General features: G+C 63.7%; 23 protein-coding genes. 17 read left to right on the top strand and 6 right to left on the bottom strand.

The genetic code is table 11. The features are described from left to right. The first annotated feature begins 10 nt into the window (after positions 1–10). The 4 genes from AC4FS3_RS18255 to AC4FS3_RS18240 all read left to right on the top strand — a co-directional run bounded on the left by AC4FS3_RS18255 (position 11) and on the right by AC4FS3_RS18240 (position 4,659). Positions 11–3,016: a helicase-related protein gene (locus AC4FS3_RS18255; RefSeq protein ID WP_491021709.1), complete on the top strand. Its 3,006-nt coding sequence runs from the start codon at positions 11–13 to the stop codon at positions 3,014–3,016. Between the two features lie 3 nt (positions 3,017–3,019). Next, a complete protein-coding gene (locus tag AC4FS3_RS18250; protein ID WP_491021708.1) occupies positions 3,020–3,415 on the top strand; it encodes an RNA-binding S4 domain-containing protein in 396 nt (131 codons plus the stop codon). Between the two features lie 51 nt (positions 3,416–3,466). Beyond that, positions 3,467–3,805, top strand: a complete 339-nt coding sequence (gene fdxA, locus AC4FS3_RS18245; protein WP_283177181.1) for a ferredoxin FdxA — start codon at positions 3,467–3,469, stop codon at positions 3,803–3,805. Between the two features lie 344 nt (positions 3,806–4,149). Continuing rightward, a complete protein-coding gene (locus AC4FS3_RS18240; RefSeq protein WP_092895804.1) occupies positions 4,150–4,659 on the top strand; it encodes a CarD family transcriptional regulator in 510 nt (169 codons plus the stop codon). Positions 4,660–4,827: 168 nt separating this feature from the next. Here AC4FS3_RS18240 and AC4FS3_RS18235 read toward each other — a convergent pair whose 3' ends face one another. Then, complete coding sequence (locus AC4FS3_RS18235) at positions 4,828–5,424, bottom strand: riboflavin synthase (RefSeq protein ID WP_491021707.1); 597 nt, start codon at positions 5,422–5,424, stop codon at positions 4,828–4,830. Positions 5,425–5,663: 239 nt separating this feature from the next. Between AC4FS3_RS18235 and AC4FS3_RS18230 the strand changes: the two genes are divergently transcribed. From AC4FS3_RS18230 to AC4FS3_RS18220, 3 genes are all read left to right on the top strand, one after another. Next, positions 5,664–6,950 (top strand): capsule polysaccharide biogenesis protein, encoded by a 1,287-nt coding sequence (locus AC4FS3_RS18230; protein ID WP_198836758.1) that lies wholly within the window; start codon positions 5,664–5,666, stop codon positions 6,948–6,950. 90 nt (positions 6,951–7,040) lie between these two features. Then, on the top strand, positions 7,041–8,177 hold the full coding sequence (locus AC4FS3_RS18225) for a polysaccharide biosynthesis/export family protein (RefSeq protein ID WP_283177179.1): 1,137 nt from the start codon (positions 7,041–7,043) through the stop codon (positions 8,175–8,177). An 8-nt stretch (positions 8,178–8,185) separates the two neighbouring features. Beyond that, complete coding sequence (locus tag AC4FS3_RS18220) at positions 8,186–10,255, top strand: capsule polysaccharide biogenesis protein (protein WP_491021706.1); 2,070 nt, start codon at positions 8,186–8,188, stop codon at positions 10,253–10,255. Here AC4FS3_RS18220 and AC4FS3_RS18215 read toward each other — a convergent pair. After that, positions 10,214–11,608 carry an MATE family efflux transporter gene (locus AC4FS3_RS18215; RefSeq protein WP_491021705.1) on the bottom strand — a complete coding sequence of 465 codons (1,395 nt, stop codon included), beginning with the start codon at positions 11,606–11,608 and terminating at the stop codon, positions 10,214–10,216. The two genes, AC4FS3_RS18220 and AC4FS3_RS18215, sit on opposite strands and share 42 nt — an antisense overlap. Positions 11,609–11,664: 56 nt before the next feature. After that, positions 11,665–12,651 (bottom strand): polyphosphate kinase 2, encoded by a 987-nt coding sequence (gene ppk2, locus AC4FS3_RS18210; protein WP_491021704.1) that lies wholly within the window; start codon positions 12,649–12,651, stop codon positions 11,665–11,667. A gap of 371 nt (positions 12,652–13,022) precedes the next feature. On the opposite strand from ppk2, the gene AC4FS3_RS18205 reads away from it, so the two are divergent. The 3 genes from AC4FS3_RS18205 to AC4FS3_RS18195 all read left to right on the top strand — a co-directional run bounded on the left by AC4FS3_RS18205 (position 13,023) and on the right by AC4FS3_RS18195 (position 17,055). Continuing rightward, entirely contained in the window at positions 13,023–13,682 is a 660-nt protein-coding gene (locus AC4FS3_RS18205; protein WP_491021703.1) for a glutathione S-transferase family protein, read from the top strand. A 139-nt stretch (positions 13,683–13,821) separates the two neighbouring features. Beyond that, a complete protein-coding gene (locus AC4FS3_RS18200) occupies positions 13,822–14,841 on the top strand; it encodes an LLM class flavin-dependent oxidoreductase (RefSeq protein ID WP_491021702.1) in 1,020 nt (339 codons plus the stop codon). A gap of 237 nt (positions 14,842–15,078) precedes the next feature. Continuing rightward, positions 15,079–17,055: a DNA gyrase/topoisomerase IV subunit B gene (locus AC4FS3_RS18195; protein WP_491021701.1), complete on the top strand. Its 1,977-nt coding sequence runs from the start codon at positions 15,079–15,081 to the stop codon at positions 17,053–17,055. 40 nt (positions 17,056–17,095) lie between these two features. Here AC4FS3_RS18195 and AC4FS3_RS18190 read toward each other — a convergent pair whose 3' ends face one another. Next, positions 17,096–17,755 carry a thermonuclease family protein gene (locus AC4FS3_RS18190; RefSeq protein ID WP_491021700.1) on the bottom strand — a complete coding sequence of 220 codons (660 nt, stop codon included), beginning with the start codon at positions 17,753–17,755 and terminating at the stop codon, positions 17,096–17,098. A 214-nt stretch (positions 17,756–17,969) separates the two neighbouring features. Between AC4FS3_RS18190 and AC4FS3_RS18185 the strand changes: the two genes are divergently transcribed. From AC4FS3_RS18185 to AC4FS3_RS18155, 7 genes are all read left to right on the top strand, one after another. Then, complete coding sequence (locus tag AC4FS3_RS18185; protein WP_491021699.1) at positions 17,970–18,989, top strand: MBL fold metallo-hydrolase; 1,020 nt, start codon at positions 17,970–17,972, stop codon at positions 18,987–18,989. Beyond that, positions 18,986–19,483, top strand: coding sequence for a DUF6173 family protein (locus AC4FS3_RS18180; RefSeq protein ID WP_491021698.1), 498 nt, complete (start codon positions 18,986–18,988; stop codon positions 19,481–19,483). The genes AC4FS3_RS18185 and AC4FS3_RS18180 overlap by 4 nt, the downstream gene beginning before the upstream one ends. Positions 19,484–19,640: 157 nt before the next feature. Continuing rightward, positions 19,641–19,790 (top strand): aa3-type cytochrome c oxidase subunit IV, encoded by a 150-nt coding sequence (locus AC4FS3_RS18175; protein WP_198836684.1) that lies wholly within the window; start codon positions 19,641–19,643, stop codon positions 19,788–19,790. Between the two features lie 83 nt (positions 19,791–19,873). Then, a complete protein-coding gene (locus AC4FS3_RS18170; RefSeq protein WP_283177169.1) occupies positions 19,874–20,500 on the top strand; it encodes a hypothetical protein in 627 nt (208 codons plus the stop codon). 48 nt (positions 20,501–20,548) lie between these two features. Next, complete coding sequence (gene mobA / locus AC4FS3_RS18165) at positions 20,549–21,133, top strand: molybdenum cofactor guanylyltransferase MobA (RefSeq protein ID WP_283177168.1); 585 nt, start codon at positions 20,549–20,551, stop codon at positions 21,131–21,133. Continuing rightward, complete coding sequence (gene mobB / locus AC4FS3_RS18160) at positions 21,130–21,630, top strand: molybdopterin-guanine dinucleotide biosynthesis protein B (protein ID WP_491021697.1); 501 nt, start codon at positions 21,130–21,132, stop codon at positions 21,628–21,630. Before mobA ends, mobB begins: the two co-directional genes overlap by 4 nt. Then, positions 21,620–22,267 (top strand): GNAT family N-acetyltransferase, encoded by a 648-nt coding sequence (locus AC4FS3_RS18155; RefSeq protein ID WP_491021696.1) that lies wholly within the window; start codon positions 21,620–21,622, stop codon positions 22,265–22,267. Before mobB ends, AC4FS3_RS18155 begins: the two co-directional genes overlap by 11 nt. On the opposite strand, the gene AC4FS3_RS18150 is transcribed toward AC4FS3_RS18155, so the two are convergent. Both AC4FS3_RS18150 and greA read right to left on the bottom strand, forming a co-directional pair. After that, positions 22,268–23,299 carry a hypothetical protein gene (locus AC4FS3_RS18150; protein ID WP_283177165.1) on the bottom strand — a complete coding sequence of 344 codons (1,032 nt, stop codon included), beginning with the start codon at positions 23,297–23,299 and terminating at the stop codon, positions 22,268–22,270. 12 nt (positions 23,300–23,311) lie between these two features. After that, positions 23,312–23,782 (bottom strand): transcription elongation factor GreA, encoded by a 471-nt coding sequence (greA, locus tag AC4FS3_RS18145; protein ID WP_198836689.1) that lies wholly within the window; start codon positions 23,780–23,782, stop codon positions 23,312–23,314. Positions 23,783–23,863 lie beyond the last annotated feature (81 nt).

Raw genomic sequence — 23,863 nt, 5'->3', positions numbered from 1 at the left:
ACCTGATCTGATGGATGCCCGTAGTAAAGACGAGCGTGGCCGGGTAACGGCGCTGCTCGGACCGACCAATACCGGCAAGACCCACCACGCGATCGAGCGGATGCTGACGCACCGGACCGGTGTGATCGGGCTGCCGCTGCGTCTGCTGGCGCGCGAAGTCTATGAGCGTGTCGTGGCAAAAGCGGGCGTCAGCCGGGTGGCGCTGGTCACCGGCGAAGAGCGCATCATCCCCGATCGCACCCAGTACTGGGTCGCCACAACCGAGGCGATGCCGCTGGAGATCGGCGCCGATTTCGTCTGTGTCGATGAGATCCAGCTGGCCTCCGACCCCGAACGCGGTCACGTCTTCACCCACCGCCTGCTCCATGCGCGCGGCCTGATCGAGACGCTGTTTCTGGGATCTGACACGATGCGCGGCGCGATTGCCGGGCTGGTGCAGAACCACTCTTACGTCAAACGCGACCGTTTCTCGACTTTGACCTGGTCAGGTTCGAAAAAGATAAGCCGGATGCCGGAAAGATCGGCAATCGTCGGGTTTTCTGTTGAAAATGTATATGCGATTGCCGAGCTGATCCGCCGCCAGAAGGGCGGCTGCGCGGTGGTGATGGGCGCGCTTTCGCCCCGCACCCGCAACGCCCAGGTCGAACTTTATCAAAATGGCGATGTCGATTACCTGGTTGCAACCGATGCCATCGGCATGGGGCTGAACCTCGACATCAAACATGTGGCCTTTTCCTCGACCTCGAAATTCGACGGGCGGCGGATGCGGGCGCTCTTGCCGCAGGAGATCGCCCAGATCGCAGGCCGCGCAGGGCGCCATACCGAGAATGGCACTTTCGGCGTCACCGGCGAGGCGCGGCCGTTTTCTTCGGAACTGATCGACCAGATCGAGGCACATAAGTTCGCCCCCGTCAAAAAACTGATGTGGAGGAATGCCGATCTCGATTTCGGATCGGCCAGCCATCTGATCCGCTCGCTGGAGCAGCCAACCTTCAATGACTGGCTGTCGCGCGCCCGCGATGCCGATGACGTCGTGGCGTTGAAGGCCCTGTCTGCAATGCCTGAGGTCCAGGACAGACTGACCAGTCCGAAACGGGTGATGCTCCTCTGGGATGTCTGCCGCATCCCCGATTTCCGCAATATTTCGGAAACCGATCACCACACCCTGCTGGCGCGGATTTTCGACTTTCTCGTCGGGCGCGGCATTGGCGGCGGGCGCATCCCGTCGGACTGGCTGGCAAAGGCCGTGGCCCGGATCGACAAAACCGATGGCGATATCGACCAGATTTCGCGCCGCCTGGCACATATCCGCACCTGGACCTACGTTGCGCAGCGCAAAAACTGGGTGGATGACGAATCCCATTGGCGGGGAGAGACCCGCGCGGTAGAAGACCGCCTGTCAGATGCGCTGCACCAGCGGCTGACGCAACGATTTGTCGACCGGCGGACAAGCGTATTGCTTCGCCGGTTGAAGCAGAAGGAGGACCTCGTGGCAGAGGTGAATGACAAAGGCGAAGTGACCATCGAGGGCCAGTTCACCGGCAAGCTCGAAGGGTTCCGCTTCCAGCAGGACGCAAGCGCATCGGCAGATGAGGGCAAGACCCTCCGTCAGGCCGCAATCCAGGCGCTGAGGCCTGAATTCAGCCTGCGCGCGGACCGCTTTTACAACGCGCCCGACACCGAGATGGATTTCACCGAGCAGGGGGGCCTGATGTGGGGCAACTCGGCGGTGGGCAAGCTCGTGAAGGGCGCCGATCCGCTGAAGCCCTCGGTCGAGGCTTTCGTTGATGAGGAAGCCGGCGATGACGTGATCGAAAAGGTCCGCCGCCGGTTGCAGCATTTCATCGACCGCAAAGTCGCCGCGCTTTATGAGCCGCTGCTGGCGCTTGGCCGCGACGAGACGCTGACCGGGCTGGCGCGGGGCTTTGCCTTCCGCCTGACCGAAGCGCTTGGCGTCATCCCGCGCGAGCAGGTCGCGAATGAGGTCAAGGAGCTTGACCAGGAAGCCCGTGGTGCTTTGCGCAAGCATGGCATCCGGTTCGGCCAGTACACGATCTTCCAGCAGGCTTTGCTGAAACCGGCGCCGACCCGGCTGCGGCTTGTGCTCTGGTCCTTGTGGAACGGCCTCTCGGAATTCCCCGAAAGCCCGCCCCCGGGCCTCGTGACCATTCCGAACATCGCCGAAGTGCCGAAGGAGCATTATGCACTTTCGGGCTACCGCCCGGCGGGAACCCGCGCCATCCGCATCGACATGCTGGAACGCCTCGCCGATATCCTGCGCCAGAAAGACAGCCGCGCAGGCTTTGAAGCGGTGCCGGACATGCTCTCGATCACCGGCATGACGCTGGAGCAGTTTTCGGATCTGATGGGTGGTCTGGGCTATAAGGCCGAAAAGGGCGAGCGCCCGCGCGTAAAGGCGGCAACGCCTGCCGTGGCGCCGGAGGCCGAGGTGGCCGCCGCGCTGGAGGCCGCGATTGCCTCCGGTCAGCCGATCCCGGAAGAGGTCTCGCTGCTGGCGCCCGCGCCTGAGCCGGAGCCGGAGCCTGCCCCCGAGGCAGAGGTCGGGGCAGAAGGTGAGGCATCGGCCGAAGCCGCCGCACCCGAGATGGAGGTCTATTACACCTTCACCTGGGCCCCGAAGCCGCGCTTCCAGCGCCCTGAACGTGGTGCGCCGCGCGGGGATCGTCCGCAGGGGGACCGCCCGCAAGGGGATCGTCCGCAGGGCGAACGCCGCGAGCGTCCGCAGGGTGAGCGGCGGGACCGCCCGCAAGGCGAGCGCCGTGACGGCGAGAAGTCCGGTGAGCGTGGCCCCCGCAAGGAGTTCGGCAATCGCGACGGCGGCCGTGACAACAATCGTGGTGGCAAGCCGGATGGCAAGCATGGCGGCAAACACGGCAAACCGGGCCAGCGTCACGAAGGCGCCAAATCCTTCGAGGCCCGCCCGCCCCGGAAAGACAAGCCGATCGACCCCGACAACCCCTTCGCCGCGCTGCTGGCACTGAAGGGCAAGGTCTGAGCCTTGGCGAAGACCGGTGGCGGCAGATCGGGGGCCGGCAAAACTAAAGGAGGCCGGGGCGGAGACGCTCCGGCTTCGCTCGTTCCGGCCTCCGGGATCCGCGCGGGAAGCGAGCCGAAACTGCGGCTCGACAAATGGCTCTGGCAGGCCCGATTCTTCAAAACCAGGACCCTGGCGGCGCTGGTGATCGAAGAGGGCCATATAAGGGTGAACGGAACCCCGGTTTCGCGCCCGTCGCGAGAGGTCGGGCCGGGGGATGTGCTGACATTCCCGCAGGGAAGAAATATCCGCCTGATCCGTGTATTGGGAACAGGTGTTCGCCGCGGACCGGCCTCCGAGGCACAGGCGCTCTTTCTTGACCTCGATGCCCCTGTCGTGACACCTCAACGCCTTGAATGATCCGGCCCACTGGCTTAACTGACGCCTCAGAGAGTGTTCCGGAACCGTCCCATGACCTATGTCGTCACAGACAATTGCATCGCCTGCAAATTCACCGATTGCGTCGAAGTCTGCCCGGTGGACTGCTTCTACGAGGGCGTGAACACTCTGGTCATCCATCCGGATGAATGTATCGATTGCGGCGTGTGCGAACCGGAATGCCCGGCAGATGCGATCCGCCCCGATACTGAACCGGATATGGAGGAATGGGTCGCCTTCAACCGTAAATATGCCGAGATCTGGCCGGTGATCACCGAGAAACGCGATCCGTTGCCGGGCTATGCCGACCGGGATGGCGAGGCCGGCAAGCTGGAGAAGTACTTCGACCCGGCACCGGGCGAAGGCAGCTGAGACGCCAGGTCAATCCAGGCTTCATCCCGCAGGCTCACATTAAATCCCGATATATCCCGATCGCGTGAAATTCGGGCAGATCCTTCGCGTTTCGCGGCGTGGTGCTCTGACCTGACCGCTCAGGACGGTTGGAATCGGGGCGATTCTGTGTTATGGTTCTTTCATAAACCATCATGGATGCCTGATTCTGCCTCAGGACTGCTCGCCTGAGACAGCTATTCTTGTGACAATATTGCCCTTCACCACAGGCCCCCGGCAGCGGGCGCTGCCTGGGAAGGGTCTTGTTCGTCATGACGAATGGTTGTGCGTGCGGAATACCTGCATCTGACCGAGGAAGCGTCTGAATGACCAAGTCGAAGAAGCCTGATTTCCGCCCCAACGAGTTCGTTGTCTACCCTGCTCACGGTGTTGGCAAGATCATCTCTATCGAAGAGCAGGAGATTGCCGGTTTCAAACTGGAACTCTTCGTCATCACCTTCGAAAAGGACAAGATGACCCTGCGGGTTCCGACCAATAAGGCGACCGATGTGGGGATGCGCGCCCTCTCGGCCCCTGATGTGGTGACCAGGGCGCTGGAAACGCTGAAGGGCAAGGCCCGGGTGAAGCGCGCCATGTGGTCGCGCCGCGCGCAGGAATATGAGCAAAAGATCAACTCGGGCGATCTGATGGCGATTGCCGAAGTGGTGCGCGACCTGCACCGCACCGATGATCAGCGCGAGCAAAGCTATTCCGAGCGTCAGCTCTATGAAGCAGCACTTGAGCGCCTGACCCGCGAAGTCGCCGCTGTTTCGGGCGTAGACGAGGCCGGCGCACAGAAGAAAGTCGAAGAAGTCCTGGTTTCGCGCGCAGCCTGACCTCTCGGACTGAAATCGGTCAGAAATGCCAAACGGCGGCCTCATCCGGGGCCGCCGTTTTCAATCACCCGGCTCAGTCATGGGGGCGCCGAAATCTGTACAGATTTCGGGCCGGTTTCTGATCAGAAACCGGGGGCCAGGCGGAAAGTTTTGATCCCCTGCCCCGTTTCAGCGCCACTCTGCCAGTCGGGCTACATAGCGCGCCATCGTATCGACCTCGAGATTGACCAGATCACCCTCGGCCAGCTTGCCCCAGGTCGTGACCTTGCGCGTATGGGGGATGAAATTCACCCCGAAGTCACGCCCCTCGACTTCGTTCACCGTCAGGGACGTACCGTTCAGCGCCACCGAGCCCTTCTGCGCGATGTATTTGGCCAGCTCCTCAGGTGCGCGGAAGGTCACCCGCAGGCTGTCGCCCTCCGGGGCCATCCGCACCACCTCGGCCACGCCGTCGACATGGCCCGAGACGATATGCCCGCCAAGCTCATCGCCCACTTTCAGCGCCCGCTCCAGGTTGAGCCGCGCGCCCACATGCCAGCCGGAGAGATTGGTCTTCGAAACCGACTCGGCGCTGATTTCGACATCGAACCAGTTGCGCGGCTCTGTCCCTTTCTCGATGACCGTCAGGCAGACGCCCTCGCAGGCGATTGATGCGCCAAGGTCGATCCCCGCAGCCGGATAGGCGGTCGCGATTCTCGCACGCAGATCACCGCGTTGCTCCAGTTCGATGATTTCGCCAATATCGGTCACGATTCCGGTGAACATCGCCATCCCTCTTTGCCGCTTAAATCCTGACTGCAGGTCTATCCCCGCCGGCTTCCCGCTGGCAAGCCCCGCCACTGCCACCGGCGATTTAGGCCCATAGCTGCGACCATGACCGCGGCATGGCCCAGGCCGCGCCCTAATCCTGCCGCAAGCACCGGTAGAATTGCCCCATAGGCAAGTGCGGCAACACCGGATATCCGGGCCAGAGCAGCAGCGAAGTTCACAGATGACTGGTGGGTATGAAACCGGAAGAGACCAAACATTTTCTGTTGCTGCAGGGTCCGCATGGGCCCTTCTTCTCACGTCTTGGAAAGATGCTCAGCCATTCCGGCGCAAAGGTCTGGCGCGTCGGCTTCAACCGGGGCGACCGCGCGCTCTGGCATGACGGCGCGAGCTATATTCCCTGGCGCGGCCGCCCGGAAGACTGGCCGGCAGGGTTTGCCGCCATCATCGAGGAAAAGGGCATCACCGACCTGGTGCTTTATGGCGACACCCGCCCCAATCATGCCAAAGCCATCGCCGTCGCGCGCGCGATGGGCGTGACCATCCATGTCTTCGAAGAGGGCTATCTGCGCCCCTATTGGGTGACATATGAGCGCAATGGCTCGAACGGCAATTCCCGGCTGATGGATACGAGCGTCGATGAGATGCGCGCCGCCCTTGCACGTACAGATACCGATCTGCCCGATGCTCCGGCACGGTGGGGCGATATGCGCCAGCATATGTTCTGGGGCGCGCTCTATCACTGGTTCGTCTGGGCCGGGTTCTGGGATTATCGCAATTTCCGCCCGCATCGCGCCCTTACCGTGCGCCAGGAATTCCTGCTCTATGTAAAGCGGCTCTGCCTCCTGCCCTTCCACGCGCTGGAACGCCGCCTGGCCACCTGGCGCATCCGCTATGGTGGTTTCCCCTATCATCTGGCGATCCTGCAGCTGGAACATGATGCCAGCTTCCGTGACCATTCGCCCTTCACCACCATGGGCGAGTTTCTCGATGTGGTGATCCAGGGCTTTTCTGAGGGCGCGCCGAAACACCACCATCTCGTCTTCAAAGCGCATCCGCTGGAAGACGGGCGCATCGCGGTGAAATCGACCATCCGGCGGCTCGCGCAACAATATGGTGTGGCCAGACGCGTGCATTTCGTGCGCGGCGGCAAACTCGCCGCATTGCTGAACCATGCGAGGTCTGCGGTGACAGTGAATTCGACCGCCGGGCAACAGGCGCTCTGGCGCGGATTGCCGCTGCGCACCTTTGGGCGTGCGGTCTATTCCAAGCCGGAATTCGTCTCTTCCCAGCCTGCCGCGCAGTTTTTTGCCGAAGGAAAACGCCCCGATACCCGCGCCTATCGCGATTACCGGCATTATTTGCTCGAGACCAGTCAGGTCGCCGGTGGCTTCTACTCCTCGCGTGGACGGCGTGAATTACTACGACAGGTTGTGGATATGCTGCTCTCCGGGCAGGATCCCTATGATGCTTTGACCAGCGGAAACGCGGCACCAAGGCAACAGTTGCGGCTGGTGACCTGAATTTCCGAAAACCAGAGACTTTCAATTTCCGTGATATTCCGTATTGTTGCGGTCAAAACTTGAGGCAAATCCGCTAAAGGAGCCCGAGCAGTGATCGGACATACCACGAGGGGGGCGAAAGCCCTGGCCTTGATCGCCATTGTCGCCGTGACCGCGAGTTGCGGCCTGCCGCGGTCTGGGCCGAACAAGAAAGAGATATTTGCAGGCTCGGTCCTGAAAGAGGGCGATGCCTTTATCGTCAGCGTCAATCCAAGGGTCACGCGCGCCACCGCCGTGCTGCCGTCTTTCGGGTTTTCAGACAGCTTCCAGAAGGCGGGCAAGATGGGGTCGGACACGATCTCGAATGGCGACCTGCTGTCGATCACCGTGTTTGAAAACGTCCGCGACGATCCGCTTCTGGGCAATACCGGCCAGCGCGTCTCGCAGCTGACCGAGGTCCAGGTCGACGGCCAGGGCTTTGTCTTCATCCCTTATGCCGGCCGGATCAAAGCCGCCGGCACTTCGGTCGAGGCCGTGCGCTCCGCCATCACCCGCAAGCTTGATGCGCAAACGCCGGACCCGCAGGTCCAGGTGGCGCGCGTGGCCGGCGACGGCTCGACCGTGACGATCAACGGCTCGGTCACCGCCCCGGGTGTCTTCCCGATCGAACAGCCGACCCGCACGCTGGCCTCCATGCTGGCCCGTGCCGGCGGTGTCGTGATCGACCCGTCAACTGCGCTTGTGCGCGTGACCCGTGGTGGTCAGACCGGCAAGATCTGGCTGAAAGATCTCTGGGCCAATCCGAAAATGGATATCGCGCTTCGTCCCGGCGACCGGATCGTGATCGAGGAAGATGAACGCAAGTTTACCGCCCTTGGTGCGACCGGCACGCAAACCGTGGTCCCGTTCGAGAGCGAAAGCCTCTCGGCCATCGAGGCCCTGGCCACGGTGGGCGGATTGCAGACCATGGCCGCCGACCCGACCGGTGTCTTCGTCTTCCGCAACGAGCCCGAAGCCATCGCCAATGCCGTGCTCGGCCGCAGCGATCTCAGGGGCGATCAGCGGGTGGTCTATGTGCTCGACCTGACCGCGCCGACCGGCATGTTCGAGGCACGCGACTTCCTCGTCCGCGATGGCGACACCGTCTATGTCACCGAAGCGCCCTATGTTCAGTGGCAGAAATCGCTTTCTGTGCTGACGGGATCCGCCGGGGCCGCGGCGAGCATCAACTCCGCCGCCGGCAACTGAGGCCAGCATTGGCCGTCGAACGTGACCCGAAACCAGAGGCCGCCGTGGTGATCCCACGGCGGCTTTTCCATCAGAACCTGTCCTTCCTGCGCGACCGCCGGCTGAAGCGGATCCTTGCCCTGGCCGGGCATGAGCTGCGCTTCGGCCTCCCGAAACCGGGCGACGGCGTCGTGGTCTGGGGTGCCAGCCCCACCGCCTGGCGCGGCGAGAAAGTGGCGGCAAAACGCGGTGTGCCGCTGGTGCGGCTGGAGGATGCGTTTCTGCGCTCGATCCGGCCGGGGCGGATGGGCGAACCCGGGCTGGGCCTGCTGATCGACGCAGAAGGGATCCATTTCGACCCTTCGGATATCTCGCTGACCGAGCGGATTCTCTCGACTGATCCCTTAGACAATTCGAACATTCTGAGCCGCGCAAAGGTCGGAATCGAGCGGCTTCGCGCGCTTGAATTGTCCAAATACAATCTGCACGACATTTCCCTTCCGCCACCACCGCCGGGCTATGTGCTGGTGGTTGATCAGACCGTGAACGATGCCTCGCTGCGGGCTTCGGGTGCGGATCGGGGATCTTTCGAGGAAATGCTCGAGACCGCGCGCCGCGACTGGCCGCATCTGCCGATCCTGATCCGCGCGCATCCTGAAACTGCCAGGGGGCTGCGCCCCGGTCATTACGGGCCCGAGCACCTGCGCGACCCGGACGGGCCGGGGATCAGCTTTTCCGACCCCGCCATCCCGCCTTACGCGCTGCTGGAAGGCGCGGTGGCGGTCTATACCGTGTCGTCACAGCTTGGGTTTGAGGCGATCCTTGCCGGGCATCGCCCCCGCGTCTGGGGACTGCCCTTCTATGCCGGCTGGGGGCTGACTGAAGACCGCACCCCGCCGTCCCGCCGCAAGCGCAAGCTGACACGGGCGCAGCTCTTTGCCGGCGTGATGATCATCGCGCCCCGCTGGTATGACCCATGCCGCGACCGGCTGTGCAGCTTTGAAGAGGTGGTCGATCAGCTGGAGGCCGAGCTGCGCGCCTTTCGTCAGGATCGCCACGGCCATAGCGCCCTGGGGATGCGCTTGTGGAAGCGCGGGCGGTTGCAGGCATTTTTCGGGCGGGAAAAGCCGCTGAGGTTCATCAACCGGGCGGTGCAGGCAAAGGCGGAAAGCCTGCTGGTCTGGGCCGGGAAAGCGCCGGCCACGCTGCCGCCAGGCGCGCTCAGGGTCGAGGATGGGTTCCTGCGTTCACGCGGGCTCGGGGCCGAGCTGGTGCCGCCTTTGTCGCTGGTCGCCGATGACCTCGGGATCTATTACGACCCAGCGCATCCCTCGCGGCTGGAAGAGCTGATCAAGGCGCCGCTGCCCCCCGGCGGACATGCCCGTGCAACGCGGCTGATCGAAAGGCTGCGCGCGGCCAACCTGACAAAATACAACATTGAAGGTGCCGTTCCGGCGCTTCCTGACCGCGAGACCGACCAGAGATCCCGCATTCTGGTTCCGGGCCAGGTCGAAGACGACGCCTCGATCCTGAGGGGCGCCGGTGCCATCCGGACCAATCTCGATCTGCTGAAAGCGACCCGCGCAGCCAACCCGGACGCGCTGATCCTTTATAAACCGCATCCCGATGTCGAGGCCGGTCTGCGCCCCGGTGTGATCCCCGCTGATCGGACTGCACCGCTGGCCGATCTGGTCCTGACCCATGCCAGTATGGCGGCCGCGCTGGATGAGGTGGACGAGGTCTGGACGATGACCTCGCTCACCGGGTTCGAGGCGCTGATCCGGGGCAAGGCGGTCACGACCTTCGGTGCGCCCTTCTATGCCGGCTGGGGGCTGACCCGCGATCTGGGCGAGATCCCGGAACGCCGGCTCCGCCGGGCCGATGGCGCGTTGCTGCCCCGGCCCGATCTGGCGCAGCTCGTCCATGCCAGCCTGATCGCCTATCCGCGCTACTGGGATCCGGTCTCGCGTCGCCCCTGCCCGGTCGAGGTGGCCCTTGACCGGCTGGCCAGCGGCACGATCCCGCATCCCGGCCTCATCAACCGGCTGATCGCGAAGTTACAGGGCCGCTTTGCCAGCCATGCCCGGCTTTGGCGCTAACCGCCAGAAGCGGATCATCAGGCTCACCGCCGCCCCGACCAGGCCGATCACCAGCCCCGACCACAGCCCGACCCCGCCAAAGCCCAGTGGGAAAGCCAGCACATAGCTGACCGGAATACCGATCACCCAATAACTCATGGTGGCGAGCCACATCGGCACCGCCGTATCCTGAATACCGCGCAACAGGCCAAGCGCCATCACCTGCATCGCATCTGCAAGCTGGAACAAGGCCGCCAGCGCCAGCAGCGTCATCCCGAATTGCAGCACAAAATCAGACCCCGGCTTCTCAAGGTCAAGGAACTGCCGCACCAGCAATTCCGGCACGCTCAGAAAGACAATGATCACCACAACCGCAACCAGGAAAGAGATCAGCAGCGCCGCGCCAGAGGCCAGCCGTATCCCCGCCGGATCCGCGCGCCCCGAGGCCTCGGCCACCCGGATCGTTGCAGCATTCGACAGGCCGACATGGCACATGAAGGCCAGCGCGGTGATTTCCAGTGCAATGCCATGCGCGGCCAGCTGACGGGTGCCGATCCAGCCCATCATGAGCGCACTGGCCTGGAAGAGCCCGCTTTCCGCAAGCCCGGTCAGCCCTATCGGCAGGCCCAGTCGCCAGACCTCGCGCAGCGCCGCCACGTCGATGCGCCAGAACCGGCGGAAGAGCTGAAACTGCCGCAGCGCCGGCAACAGCCCGGCATAAAGCCCCAGCCCCAGCAGCGAAAAGACCTGCACCACCAGCGTCGCCACGCCTGCGCCCCCGACCCCCATCTCGGGCGCGCCGCCATTGCCGAAGATCAGGAACCAGTTGACGATGATATTGACCACCACTGCCGCCACCGTGACCCAGAGCACGATCTGCGTCCGCCCAAGCGCTGCGAGCCAGGCCTGCAACACCGCCACGCCAAGCGTCGGCACCATGCCAAGCCCGGCGATGCGCAGGTAGTATTGCGCCTCGGCGGCGACTTCGGGCTTTTGTCCAAGCGCCAGCATGATCGGCCCGGCAAACCAGAATATCGGGTAGACCAGCAGACCAAAGCCGATGGACAACCAAAGTCCCATCCGCGCCGCGCGCCGGAGCTCGGTATCATCGCCGCGCGCCCTTGCGCTCGCGGCCAGCGGCATCACCGCGCGTGCAAAGCCCGAGCCCACGACGAAGAGAATGAAAAAGCTCGACGCCGCGATCACCAGCGCACCTTGTTGCACCACGCCATACCAGCCGACCATGGCGGTATTGACCACATGCAGCGAGAATTGCGCGATGGAAGATCCCGCCAGCGGCAAGCCAAGCCGCAGCGTCTCACGCAGATGCCTGGCGAATGTGAGCGGACGGGCGGGCTGCGACAAATTATCCATGCCGCAGGTCTATCCTTTGATCAAATTAGCAGCAAGGCGCCGCGAGATGCGGCATCTCAGCCATTCCGCACAGCCGGATGTCTGGCGCTGCCCGGGATTTGCCCCGCCCCCCGCAAAACCTGCGCAGCCGAGCCGATGATCAGCGGATCTGGCTGCATCACCAGCGCGTGATCCTTGCCGGGATAGTCCAGCGAGGCGAGGAAATGCTTCATACAATTCAGCCGGGCGCGTTTCTTGTCATTCGACTTCACAATGGTCCAGGGCGCGTCTGCGGTGTCGGTGTAGAAGAACATCGCCTCTTTGGCCTCGGTGTAGTCATCCCATTTGTCGAGGCTCGCCTTGTCGATGGGCGAGAGCTTCCACATCTTCAGAGGATCGGTCTCGCGCGCCCTGAAGCGTTTCAACTGTTCGCCTTTGGTGACCGAGAACCAGTATTTGTAAAGCCGGATCCCCGAACGGACCAGCATCCGTTCCAGCTCTGGCGCCTCGCGCATGAATTCGAGATATTCCGGCGGGGTGCAAAAGCCCATCACCCGCTCGACCCCGGCCCGGTTGTACCAGGACCGGTCAAAGAAGACGATCTCGCCGGCGGTGGGCAGATGCTGGATATAGCGCTGAAAGAACCATTCGCCTTTTTCTTTGTCCGAGGGTTTGGTCAGCGCCACCACCCGTGCATATCGCGGATTAAGATGTTCCATGAACCGCTTGATGGTGCCGCCCTTGCCGGCCGCATCGCGCCCTTCCATCAGAAGAACGAATTTCTGCCCGGTTTCCTGCGCCCAGATCTGCACTTTCAGCAACTCGGCCTGAAGCTGCGCCTTTTCCCGCTCATAGGTGACGCGCCCCATCAGGCGCCCATAGGGGTAGCGCCCGCTTTCGAAAGCCTCGCGAATTTCATCCTGGGTCACGGCGGGAAAATGACGCGGCGGCGCGAGAGTGTCGCCGGTCTCAAGCGGCAGCACCCGCAGGGCCAGGCTATCTCCCGGGACAGCCTCTGGCTCAGACGGTTGTTCATTGCCGCTGACATGCAGATCTGTGCTCATGAGGAACTCCTTCACCATAATGCAAAACGACACCCGTCTTGTCGGGGCTGCGCGCGCGCCGGACCGAAAGGGGCAGGCCAGAGCATAATCCTGGCCGCAGCATCTGACCTTGATCCTGGACAAACGCGGCGCGCGGTCAGGCCTGCATACCAGGAGAAACCGGCAAAGTCAGCCGCAGAACCCTGGCGGAGCTCCCCGCCTTTCCCCGCAAACCCCACCCGCGCGAAAAACCCTCCTGCCTGGCGGGCACTCGCAGGAAATCTCTTCCCAATCGGGTGAGCGACCCCGGCAGCCAGTGGATTTTCGTCCCGCTTCTGTTATTGGGGCCGGGTTATTTCAGGCAGTATCTGCCCGGCTTTGGGGACCCCGCCATGATCACCCTTTACGGCGTCTATCGTTCACGCGCCTCGCGCCCGCTCTGGCTTCTTGGCGAGATCGGCTGCGATTTCACCCATGTGCCGGTGATCCAGGCCTATCGCCTCAAGGATGCGAAGGCAGAGGATGCGGTCCTGAACACCGCCTCGCCCGATTATCTCGCCGTCAATCCGCAGGGCCAGATCCCCGCGATGGAGGATGATGGGCTATTGCTGACCGAGTCGCTGGCAATCACCCTCCATATCGCGCGCCGCCATGGGGGCGGCTTTGGCCCGGCCGACGGGTCCGAGCAATCACTGATGGAGCAATGGGCGCTTTACGCGGCAACCTCGCTGGAGCCGCCGGCGCTCGAAATCCTGCTTGCCGTCGAATCCGGCGGCGACACCCTGCCCGAGACCCGCGCCGCGATCCGGGTCAGCGCTGAAAAACTGCGCCGGCCGCTGAACCGGCTGGAACGGCATCTGAGCGCACATGACTGGCTGGTGGGCGACCGCTTTACCGCAGCCGATATCAATACTGCCGAATGCCTGCGCTATGCCCAGGGCTATCCCGCGCTTCTGGCGGAATACCCGCATGTGAGCGACTGGCTCGCCCGCTGCCAGGCCCGCCCGGCGTTCCAGACCTTCTGGGCCAGGCGCGAGGCAGAGCCCGCCTGACCCCGGGAACGGGCACCTGCGCACAGTGGTTGCGCGCCGCTGCTTCTGGCATTGGCGCGCCGATCGCCCCATCTTTCCGTCAAACGATCCGGTGAGGCCACTGGCCCGGCCCGGATCTCAGGATCAGGGGATTTGAACCATGAAGAAAATCGGCTTTCTGTCTTTCGGCCATTGGTCGACCCAGCAGGGCTCGGCCACCCGTTCGGCCCAGGATGTGCTGCTCCAGAGCATCGAACTCGCTGAGGCCGCCGAAGAGCTTGGCGCGGACGGCGCCTATTACCGGGTTCACCATTTCGCCCGTCAGCTGTCTTCGCCCTTCCCGCTGCTCGCCGCCATCGGCGCCCGCACGCAGAAGATCGAGATCGGCACCGGCGTGATCGATATGCGCTATGAGAACCCGCATTACATGATCGAGGATGCCGGCTCTGCCGATCTGATCTCCGGCGGCAGGCTGCAACTGGGGATCTCCCGCGGCTCACCCGAACAGGTGATCGATGGCTGGCGCCATTTCGGCTATACGCCTGACGAGGGCGAGACCGACCAGGATCTGGCCCGCGAACACGCGCTGACCTTTCTGAGCCTCCTCGAAGGCCAGGGCTTCGCCAAACCCAATCCGCGCCCGATGTTCCCGAACCCGCCGGGCCTCTTGCGGCTGGAGCCGCATTCCGAAGGGCTGAGGAACCGCATCTGGTGGGGGGCAGCCTCGGATCAGACCGCGATCTGGGCGGCGCAGCTGGGGATGAATCTGCAAAGCTCGACCCTGAAATGGGACGAAACCGGCGAGCCTTTCCATGTCCAGCAGGCCAACCAGATCCGCAAATATCGCGCGGCCTGGAAAGAGGCGGGTCATAAGCATACGCCCCGCGTCTCGGTCAGCCGCTCGATCTTCGCGATCACCACGGCGCAGGATCAGATGTATTTCGGGCAATCGCGCCCCGACCAGGACCAGGTCGGTGTGATCGACGATCAGCGCGCGGTCTTCGGCCGCTCCTACGCCGCCGAGCCGCAAAAGCTGATCGAGGAGCTGCGCCAGGACGAAGCCATCGCCGAGGCCGATACCCTGCTGCTGACGGTGCCGAACACCCTGGGCGTCGATTACAACGCCCATGTGATCGAAAGCATCCTGAAACATGTCGCCCCGGCGCTAGGCTGGCGCTGAGGAAAAGACGTCCGGCCCCCTAACAGGGGCCGGATGCCTCCGGCGGGGATATTTAAGGACAGAAAATATTGAAAAGAGTCGCGAACATTTTCTGTCTCTAAATATCCCGGGGGAGGCTCCGCCAGGAGCCGGGGGCAGCGCCCCCTTCCCGGCCTCCACAGGAAAATCCCCCCTGGATCTTGCGCGCCTGCCCCTCGCAGTGGTCTAATGCTGTGCTACAAACCATAAGAGCAGCGCATGGCCCCGAATGATTCCGGCGATCTTCTCGCCGCGCCGAACCAGCAAACCTATGACGCATCCTCGATCGAGGTGCTTGAACCGCTTGAAGCGGTGCGGATGCGGCCCGGCATGTATATCGGCGGCATTGACGAGCGCGCCTATCACCATCTTGCCGCAGAGATCCTCGACAATTCGATGGACGAGGCGGTTGCCGGCCATGCCAATCGGATCGAGGTCGAGCTGATGGCCGATGGCTCGGTCTCGATCAAAGATAACGGGCGCGGCATTCCGGTCGACCCACATCCGAAATTCCCCGACAAATCCGCGCTGGAGGTGATCCTCTGCACGCTGCATGCCGGTGGCAAGTTCAATGGCGACGCCTATGAAACCTCAGGCGGGCTGAACGGCGTTGGCTCGTCTGTGGTCAATGCGCTGTCCGACCATATGCGGGTCGAGGTGGCGCGGAACAAAGAGCTCTACGTCCAGGAATTCTCGCGCGGGAAGCCCCAGGGTCCGGTCGTCAAGGTCGGCCCGGCGCCGAACCGTCGCGGCACGACGGTGATCTTCCACCCCGATGCCGAGATCTTCGGCCATCAGACCTTCCGTCCGGCGCGGCTGATGAAGATGGTCCGTTCCAAGGCCTATCTCTATTCCGGAGTCGAGATCCGCTGGAAATCCGCCATCCCGGATGGGGACATGCCGCTGGAGGCGACCTTCCATTACCCCGGCGGCCTTGGCGAATATCTTTCCGAACAGCTGCAATCCGATCAGACCTATGCTGAGCGGCCTTTCGCGGGCAAAGTCAGCTTCAGGGAAAAATTCGGCGTGCCGGGCTCGGTCGAATGGGCGATCAACTGGACGCCGATGCGCGACGGGTTCATCTCCTCTTACACCAACACGGTTCCAACCCCCGAGGGCGGCACGCATGAGACCGGCTTCTGGGCCGCGACCCTGAAAGGCATCCGCGCCTATGGCGAGCGGGTCAAGAACCGTAAGGCCGATCAGATCACCCGCGAGGATATGCTGACCGGCGGCTGCGCGCTGATCTCGGTCTTTATCCGCGAGCCGCAATTTGTCGGCCAGACCAAGGACCGGCTGGCCACGGAAGAGGCCGCGAAATGGGTGGAAAACGCCGTCCGCGACCATTTCGACACCTGGCTGGCCAGTGATCCGAAATCTGCCGGCGCGATCCTCGATTTCCTGGTGCAGCGCGCTGAGGAACGGCTCAAGCGCCGCGCCGAAAAGGAAACGCAGCGCAAGACCGCGACCAAGCGGCTGCGGCTCCCGGGTAAACTTGTCGATTGTTCGGCCTCGAACCGGAGGGGCACCGAGCTGTTCCTCGTCGAGGGCGATTCGGCGGGCGGCAGCGGCAAGGGCGCGCGCGACCGCAAATTCCAGGCGCTGCTGCCCTTGCGCGGCAAGGTGCTCAATGTGCTGGGGGCTGCGGCGAGCAAGCTCTCGGACAATGCCGAGATCCGCGACATTTGCGAGGCGCTTGGCGTTGGCATGAAAGAGCGCTTCCGCATCGACGACCTGCGCTATGACAAGATCATCATCATGACCGATGCCGATGTGGACGGCGCCCATATCGCCTCGCTGCTGATGACGTTCTTCTATGAACAGATGCCGCAGCTGATTCTGAAAGGGCATCTCTACCTTGCCTGCCCGCCGCTTTACCGCCTGACCCAGGGGCCAAAACGGCTCTATGTCTCGAATGATGCCGAGAAAGAGGCCTGGATGGCCAAGGGTCTCGGCGGGCGCGGCAAGATCGATGTGCAGCGGTTCAAGGGGCTGGGCGAGATGGATGCCAAGGATCTGAAAGACACGACGATGAACCCGGCAACGCGCAAGCTGATCCAGGTCTCGATCAATGAGGAAGAGCGCGAATCGACGAAAACCCTGGTCAATGACCTGATGGGCAAAAAGCCCGAGCTGCGCTTTCAGTTCATTCAGGAAAAAGCCCGCTTCGCCAATACCGAAGAGCTCGATATCTGAGGCTGGCAGCAGACCTGTACCAGGTCCGCGCGCCCCGGCGCTATTTCCAGCGCGCCGGGCGCCAGCCTGCGGCCTGGGCCTCGGCCTCGTCGCAGAACCAGCGCTCGCCCTGATCCTCGCGGATCACCGTCTTCGCATAGGCCGGTGACCAGGGCAGGTGGTAGATCCGCTCGCCTGATTTTGAGATATTGCCTTTGATCGGACAGCCCTCGAGCGGCGTATCCTGATCGGCCGCCCTCCAGCGCGCGGCGCGAAACTCCCAGGCGGGTTGTGACGGTGCGGCCCAGATGCCGTGACCGCCCGCCTGCGCCAGGGTCTGCTGCGGCAAATAGGCATCGGAATAGGCGATATAGGCCCAGGCGAGGCCATCCGAAACCATCGCGGCGCCAAGATCCTCGCCGCCGGCCTCACAGCGCGCGACCACACGTCCATAGCGGTCGCGGTCGAGCGCCTCGCAGGTCACGGCCTTGCCGGCGATCAGAGCCTCCAGCCGCCTCGTCGCCGCCAGGCCGCAGGCCCAGCTGCCACCACCGGCACTGGCACAGCTTTGGCCGGTTTCCGGAGCGTCGATGCCATGAAGCCGCACCACGACCGGTCCGAACCGCAGCGTATCACCATCACTGACCTGGGGCGCGCCTGAGATCAGTGGCGCTGCAGCAACAGAGGTTACGAAGGCAAGTTGTAAAATGAGACCGGACATCAGACGGGCCTGGCCGATGCCGCCGGCTTTGTCCAGCGCCTGCGTTAACAAAGGTTAACGGAAGCGCCGCAGCCATTTCCCCGCTGTGGCCGCGCCGCGCTTCATCCTGGTGTTCGCGCCCCTGGTGCCCCCCGGCGCCCGACCTGGCCCTGCCGAACCCGCTCCCATGAACATCGGCTTGCCCGCGCCGCGCGTTCCCGGCATGAAACACGCCATGAGTGAGATCCACCACCCCTTCCCCGATGCCCCCGCAGCCGGTTCCGCGACCGAGGTCGCGCCGGGTGTTTTATGGATGCGGCTGTCGCTGCCCTGGGCGCTGGACCATGTGAATGTCTATGCGATCGACGAGGGCGATGGCTGGACGCTGATCGATACCGGCATCAGTTCGCGCCGCGCCCTTGCGGCCTGGCAGGATTTGTTGGCCGGGCCGCTGGCCGGCAGGCCGGTAAAGCGGCTGATCGTCACCCATCATCACCCGGATCATATCGGCATGGCGGGCTGGTTCATCGAACAGGGCGCAGCCCTGCTGATCACCCGCACCGCCTGGCTTTATGCAAGGATGCTGTTCAACACAGCCGAAGACCGCCCCGCTGCCGAGACGGTCACATTCTGGAAACGCGCAGGCATGCTGCCCGCCGATCTGGAGCGGCGGATGAATGAGCGCCCGTTCAACGCCTCGGATTGCATGGCGCCGCTGCCTCTGGGCTTTACCCGGATCAGCGAGGGCCAGACCCTGCGGCTGGGCGGGCGCGACTGGCAAATCCGCATCGGTCACGGCCATGCCCCCGCCCATGCGACGCTCTGGACGGATGGCCTGGTTCTTGGTGGCGATCAGCTGCTGCCCGGGATCTCTGCCAATATCGGCGTTTATCCGGCGGAACCCGAGGCCGATCCGCTGGGGGAATGGCTGGAAAGCTGCACCCGGCTCAGCGTTTTCGCGCGCGAGGATCAACTGGTGCTGCCGGGCCATAAGCTTCCTTTCACCGGCCTGCCGTTCCGGCTGCGCCAGATGGTGGAAAACCATCTCTCGGCCCTGGACCGGCTGCGCGATTTCCTCACCGTGCCCAATACGGCGGTGGGTTGCTTCCCGCTGCTGTTCCGCCGCAGGATCGGCGAAAGCGAGCTTGGCCACGCTCTGGTTGAGGCGGTGGCGCATCTGAACCACCTGCTGCATCGTGGCGAGGTCACCCGTTCCCCCGGCCCCGATGGGGCATGGCTCTGGCAGAAGACATGACCGAGAAAACCCTGACCAAAGCCGCCGCCGCCGGCAGCACCGCAATCCCCGCGAAACGCAAAACGACGGCAAAGGCTACGGCCATTGCCCCGCGCAGCCCTGCGGCAACGGCCCCAAAGACCAGGAAAGCAGCGGCGCATAAGACCCCGGCCGAATCGGCCTGTGAGCGGCTGGTGCTCTATATCCGTCAGTTCGAAAGCCAGCTCGATCAGAGCCAGGAGATCGCCATGGGCTTTACCGGCAGCGCCGCCGGGGTGCTCCGGATAGAGGGGCTGGGCTGGTCGGCGCCGGACCTGCTCACCTTCTTCGGCCGGGATGAAGACGGCATCCGCACCCAGATGGTGCAGCATGTCAGCCAGCTTTCGGTTTTGCTGCGCGCGGTGCCGAAACTTGCTCCCGAAGCGCCGCCGGTCCGGATCGGCTTTCGGCTCCTGCAGGGCTGGGACGGCGGCGAATCCGGGGACGCGTCTGTCTGGCCGGCCACGGGCGGCTGATCGTCCCCCCGACTGAACCAGCCCCGATCAGCCCCCGAGGCGCGGGAAAGATACATCAAAGCCGCATCTTCCTGCATCAGAGGCCACGCCCGATGGGTGACAGCGGGCGGTGAATCGGCTAACAGGCGGAAAAGCATCTGTTCCCGGGGAATGAAGAATGGCCGATGATCAGCACGTCAAACACGAACATGGCAGCATGGATATCCGCACTCAGGAAAAGTCCTTTGCCGCATTCGTCAAAGTGGCAACCTGGACGGTCGTTGTCTGCGCCGTGATTCTGGTTTTCCTGGCCCTCGCCCGGACCTGATATCGCCGCTCTGATATCTCCGCCCCGAATTGCCGCCCTGGAACCGGCCCGATACGGGGCGGCACAGGGCAGGGAGAGGTTACATGTATCGCCTTCTTGCCGCGCTCGCGGTGCTGCTGACGCTTTCGGCCTGTGCGGAACCGGTCTGGGCGCCTGATGACCAGGTGTCGCGCGCCAGCTACGTCGCCGGACCGCCGACCGAAATCACGCTTTTTACCACCATCAATGACCGCACGGGATCAGGCTCGCATTCGGCTTTGCTGATCAATGCGTCGCAACGTGTGCTGTTCGATCCCGCCGGAACCTGGCATCATGATACCGCGCCCGAACGCAATGACGTGCATTTCGGCATGACCGACCGGATGGTGAATTTCTACCTCGACTACCATGCGCGCGATTCCGAGAAAGAAAAGTTCCACGTCATCGAGCGCAAGCTGCAGGTCTCGCCCGCCGTGGCCGAGGCGATCTTGCAAAAAGCGCTGGCGAATGGCGCGGTGCCCAAGGCGCATTGTGCCAGCTCGATCGCCGGGATCCTGCGGTCTGTGCCAGGCTTTGAGGGCGTGACCTCGACTTACTTCCCGAAAAAGCTGGATGCGTCCTTCGCGGAACTGCCGGGCGTCACCACCCGTATCGTAACCGAGGAAAACGACAATCCCGGCGCCGGGCATGGCGTGATCCTCGTCGACAAAAAGGGCCAGCGGGTCAATTGATCCGCTGGCACCGGCCGAATTCCAGTCCTGCATAAGGTGCATTCGCGCGTGAGCCTCTTCGCCGTCATTCTCGCTGGGGGACAGGGGCGCCGGATGGGCGGGGCGGATAAGGCGCTTTTGCCCCTCGCCGGCCAGCCGCTGATCGCCCATGTGATCGCGCGTCTGCAGCCCCAGGCCGGGCGACTTCTGATTTCGGCCAATGGCGATGCCGCGCGCTTTGCCTTTACCGGACTTAAGGTGTTGCCCGATGAAACGTCACTCGGGCCGCTGGCCGGGATCCTCGCCGGGTTGCGGGCAGCACAGGCGGCAGGTGCCACCGCGCTGGTCTCGGCCCCGGTTGATGCGCCTTTCCTCCCCGGGGATCTGATCACACGCCTTGCCGCTGCACTGCCGGGGCCGGCATTTGCCCGGGCCGGCGGGCGCGACCATAATGCGACCGCGATTTGGCCGGTCGCACTCGCGGATCCGCTGGCCGAATTCCTTGCTTCGGGCGCGAAACCGAAAATCGCCGATTTCGCCGCCCGCCATGGCGGGCATGCCGTCGATTTCCCCGATGCGGCGGCCTTCGACAATCTCAACACACCCGAAGACCTCGCCCGTGCCAATAGCCGCAGTGAGGGCCGCCCCGCATGAAGATCTATGGTGTGATCGGCTGGCAAAACAGCGGCAAGACCACGCTGATGGAGCGTCTGGTCGCCACCCTTACCCGGCGCGGATTGTCGGTTTCGACGGTCAAGCATGTGCATCATGATGTCGATCTCGACCAGCCCGGCAAAGATACCTGGCGCCACCGCGAAGCCGGCGCGCAGGAAGTCGTGCTGGCCTCGGCGAAACGCTTCGCCATCCTGCGTGAACATCGCGGGCCCGAGCCGGAGCTGACAGAGGTGCTGGCCCGCCTCGCCCCGGTCGATCTGGTATTGGTCGAGGGTTACAAGCGCGACGCCCATCCGAAAATCGAAGTCTGGCGCGAGGGCGTGGCCGACCGCCCGATGATCCAGACCGGCGATCCGCTGGTGCGGGCGGTGGCGTCCGACGCAGCCCTGAAGGGGCTGAGCGTGCCGGTGCTCGACCTGAATGACGCCGGGGCAATTGCCGCTTTCATCCTGAAGGATTGCGGGCTTGCGCCCTGAGCACTTCTCTATCCGGCGCGGCTTTCCCCTGGACCAGCGCGACGAGGCCGCCCGCATCTATTGGGAGGCTTTCGGCGCCAAACTTGGCCGCGTCATGGGGCCTGACGCGCGTGCGCTGGCTTTCCTGACAAGTGGGCTCAGGCCCGATCACTGCTTTTCTGCGCTGGACGACAGCGGCCGGCTGATCGGGCTTGCCGGCTTCAAATCGGTGCAGGGCAGCTTTTCGGGCGGGACCAGTCGTGATCTGCGCCGGGTTTACGGTGTGTTCGGATCGGCCTGGCGCGCGGGGCTGTTGCGGCTTTTAAGCCACGAGGTCGATAATGAACGATTTCTGATCGACGGCATCGCGGTCGCGGCGCAGGCCCGCGGCCTCGGTATCGGTACCGCGCTGATCACCACGCTGTGCCGCGAGGCAAAGCGGCGGGGCTACCCTTCGGTGCGCCTGGAGGTGATCGAGGGCAACCCCCGCGCCCGTGCCCTCTACGAGCGCGAAGGCTTTGCTGCGACCCATACCGATCAGCTTGGTCTTTTGCGTTTTGCCTTCGGCTTTGCCGCCGCGACGACAATGGTACGGCAACTCGACGATTTCCCTGCGGATCAGGCCCCGCCCCCGATGGCCCCCGATGGGCCGCGGTGATCAGTCGAAGACGCCCGCCACACGTCCCAGCACCATGAAGGCGCGCGCGGTGCGGGTATCGGCGAAATGGATCAGCTCATTGTCGCTGGCATTTTGTTCAAACACCTGGAAGACCCGGTCAAAGGTGCGCAGGAAGTGATGCGACGCATCGCGGAAAATCGTGTCCTCGCGCAGCCGTCCGGCGGCCAGTGCCAGCGACGAGCGATCCCGGATACCGCCAATCGCCGCGATGCCGCGCCCCCGCTCGCCGGCCGAGAACCGGCGCCAGATATCGGGATGGCAAAGCTCGGGCCGCAGGTCATCCATATAGATGCCCTCCTGGCTCAGAAGCGTCAGCACATCCTGGGCCGCGCGGATCAGCTTTGCGACCTCGCGATCCTCAAGCGCCAGACGCAGGGCGCGGAAACCGGCCTTGTCATCGGGGCTTTCGGGGAATTGCAGGGCGGTGATGAAATCTTCGATCGAGAGCGGCTGACGCGCCATATCGCCGGGCGTGCCAAGCGCCAGGGCCGGCTGTTCGGCCTCGGGTTCCGGGCGCGCCGGCGTCAGCGCGACCTTGCGGTCTGCCGAAGGCACCGAAAGCGAATGATCGCGGCGCGATGAGAAACTGGCGGGTCCGGCCATCGCATTCCCCGCAGGCTCCGCCATCTGGGCCGCCGCAACCGGCGCCTCGGGGCGGGTGATCACACTGCGGATCTCCTGGCGCGCCTCAAGGAAAGAGCCCCGCATACCGTCAATCGCGGCTTTCAGGCTGGCCGCCTCAGAGCGCAGATCGGCAACAAGCCGCAATGTCACCACCGCGACCCAGATCAGGGCCAGCGGCAGGAACAGAATCAGCAAGGTCATCACAAGGCCCGGCAGCCGCGATTCGGCGCCTTCCGGCGCGGTGAAGACCCAGGTCAGCACCGCGACAACCCAGATCCCCGACATCACGCCGGCGGCAATCTCGGTCACCGGCGAGCCGCCGAGCCCCCCCGCCCGCAGCCTCGTTACATTCATATCCTCGGGCATGTCCTCAGGATCTTTCGCCATGGCGGCTCCGGCTCAGATATAGCGCACCGACAGGATTTCGTAGCTCTTCTGCCCGCCCGGAGTGGTGACATCAACGCTGTCGCCCTCTTCCTTGCCGATCAGCGCACGCGCAATCGGAGACCGGATGTTCAGAAGCCCAAGCTCGATATTGGCCTCGACCTCGCCGACGATCTGCCAGGTCTTTTCCTCATCGCTGTCTTCATCGACCACGGTGACCGTCGCCCCGAATTTGATCGAGCCCGACAGCGAGGTCGGATCGATCACTTCGGCAAGCGAAATGATGCCTTCGAGTTCCTTGATCCGGCCTTCGATAAAGCCCTGCTTTTCACGCGCCGCATGGTATTCTGCATTTTCAGACAGGTCGCCATGCGCCCGGGCCTCGGCAATGTCGCGGATGATCGCGGGCCGCGCCTCACTTTTCAATTGCCGCAGTTCCGCGTCCAGCACTTCAAAGCCGCGCCTCGTAACCGGAATTTTTTCCATATCGCTGTCGTCACTTTAAAAAAACAGAAGCCACGAACCGGTCACCCGGGTCATGACTTCGCGCCTCGTGTTCCGGCAACC

This window comes from Pseudogemmobacter sp. TB195, assembly GCF_058313095.1.
This window is presented reverse-complemented; position numbering and strand designations above follow the sequence as displayed.

Coding starts and splice junctions, on each gene's coding strand:
- AC4FS3_RS18185 (WP_491021699.1), top strand. CDS start 17,970: ATGAGTGAGATCCACCACCCCTTCCCCGATGCCCCCGCAGCCGGTTCC.
- AC4FS3_RS18230 (WP_198836758.1), top strand. CDS start 5,664: ATGAAACCGGAAGAGACCAAACATTTTCTGTTGCTGCAGGGTCCGCAT.
- AC4FS3_RS18235 (WP_491021707.1), bottom strand. CDS start 5,424: ATGTTCACCGGAATCGTGACCGATATTGGCGAAATCATCGAACTGGAG.
- ppk2 (WP_491021704.1), bottom strand. CDS start 12,651: ATGAGCACAGATCTGCATGTCAGCGGCAATGAACAACCGTCTGAGCCA.
- AC4FS3_RS18170 (WP_283177169.1), top strand. CDS start 19,874: ATGTATCGCCTTCTTGCCGCGCTCGCGGTGCTGCTGACGCTTTCGGCC.
- AC4FS3_RS18255 (WP_491021709.1), top strand. CDS start 11: ATGGATGCCCGTAGTAAAGACGAGCGTGGCCGGGTAACGGCGCTGCTC.
- fdxA (WP_283177181.1), top strand. CDS start 3,467: ATGACCTATGTCGTCACAGACAATTGCATCGCCTGCAAATTCACCGAT.
- mobB (WP_491021697.1), top strand. CDS start 21,130: ATGAAGATCTATGGTGTGATCGGCTGGCAAAACAGCGGCAAGACCACG.
- AC4FS3_RS18240 (WP_092895804.1), top strand. CDS start 4,150: ATGACCAAGTCGAAGAAGCCTGATTTCCGCCCCAACGAGTTCGTTGTC.
- AC4FS3_RS18215 (WP_491021705.1), bottom strand. CDS start 11,608: ATGGATAATTTGTCGCAGCCCGCCCGTCCGCTCACATTCGCCAGGCAT.
- AC4FS3_RS18195 (WP_491021701.1), top strand. CDS start 15,079: ATGGCCCCGAATGATTCCGGCGATCTTCTCGCCGCGCCGAACCAGCAA.
- AC4FS3_RS18150 (WP_283177165.1), bottom strand. CDS start 23,299: ATGGCGAAAGATCCTGAGGACATGCCCGAGGATATGAATGTAACGAGG.
- AC4FS3_RS18180 (WP_491021698.1), top strand. CDS start 18,986: ATGACCGAGAAAACCCTGACCAAAGCCGCCGCCGCCGGCAGCACCGCA.
- AC4FS3_RS18200 (WP_491021702.1), top strand. CDS start 13,822: ATGAAGAAAATCGGCTTTCTGTCTTTCGGCCATTGGTCGACCCAGCAG.
- AC4FS3_RS18175 (WP_198836684.1), top strand. CDS start 19,641: ATGGCCGATGATCAGCACGTCAAACACGAACATGGCAGCATGGATATC.
- greA (WP_198836689.1), bottom strand. CDS start 23,782: ATGGAAAAAATTCCGGTTACGAGGCGCGGCTTTGAAGTGCTGGACGCG.
- AC4FS3_RS18190 (WP_491021700.1), bottom strand. CDS start 17,755: ATGTCCGGTCTCATTTTACAACTTGCCTTCGTAACCTCTGTTGCTGCA.
- AC4FS3_RS18205 (WP_491021703.1), top strand. CDS start 13,023: ATGATCACCCTTTACGGCGTCTATCGTTCACGCGCCTCGCGCCCGCTC.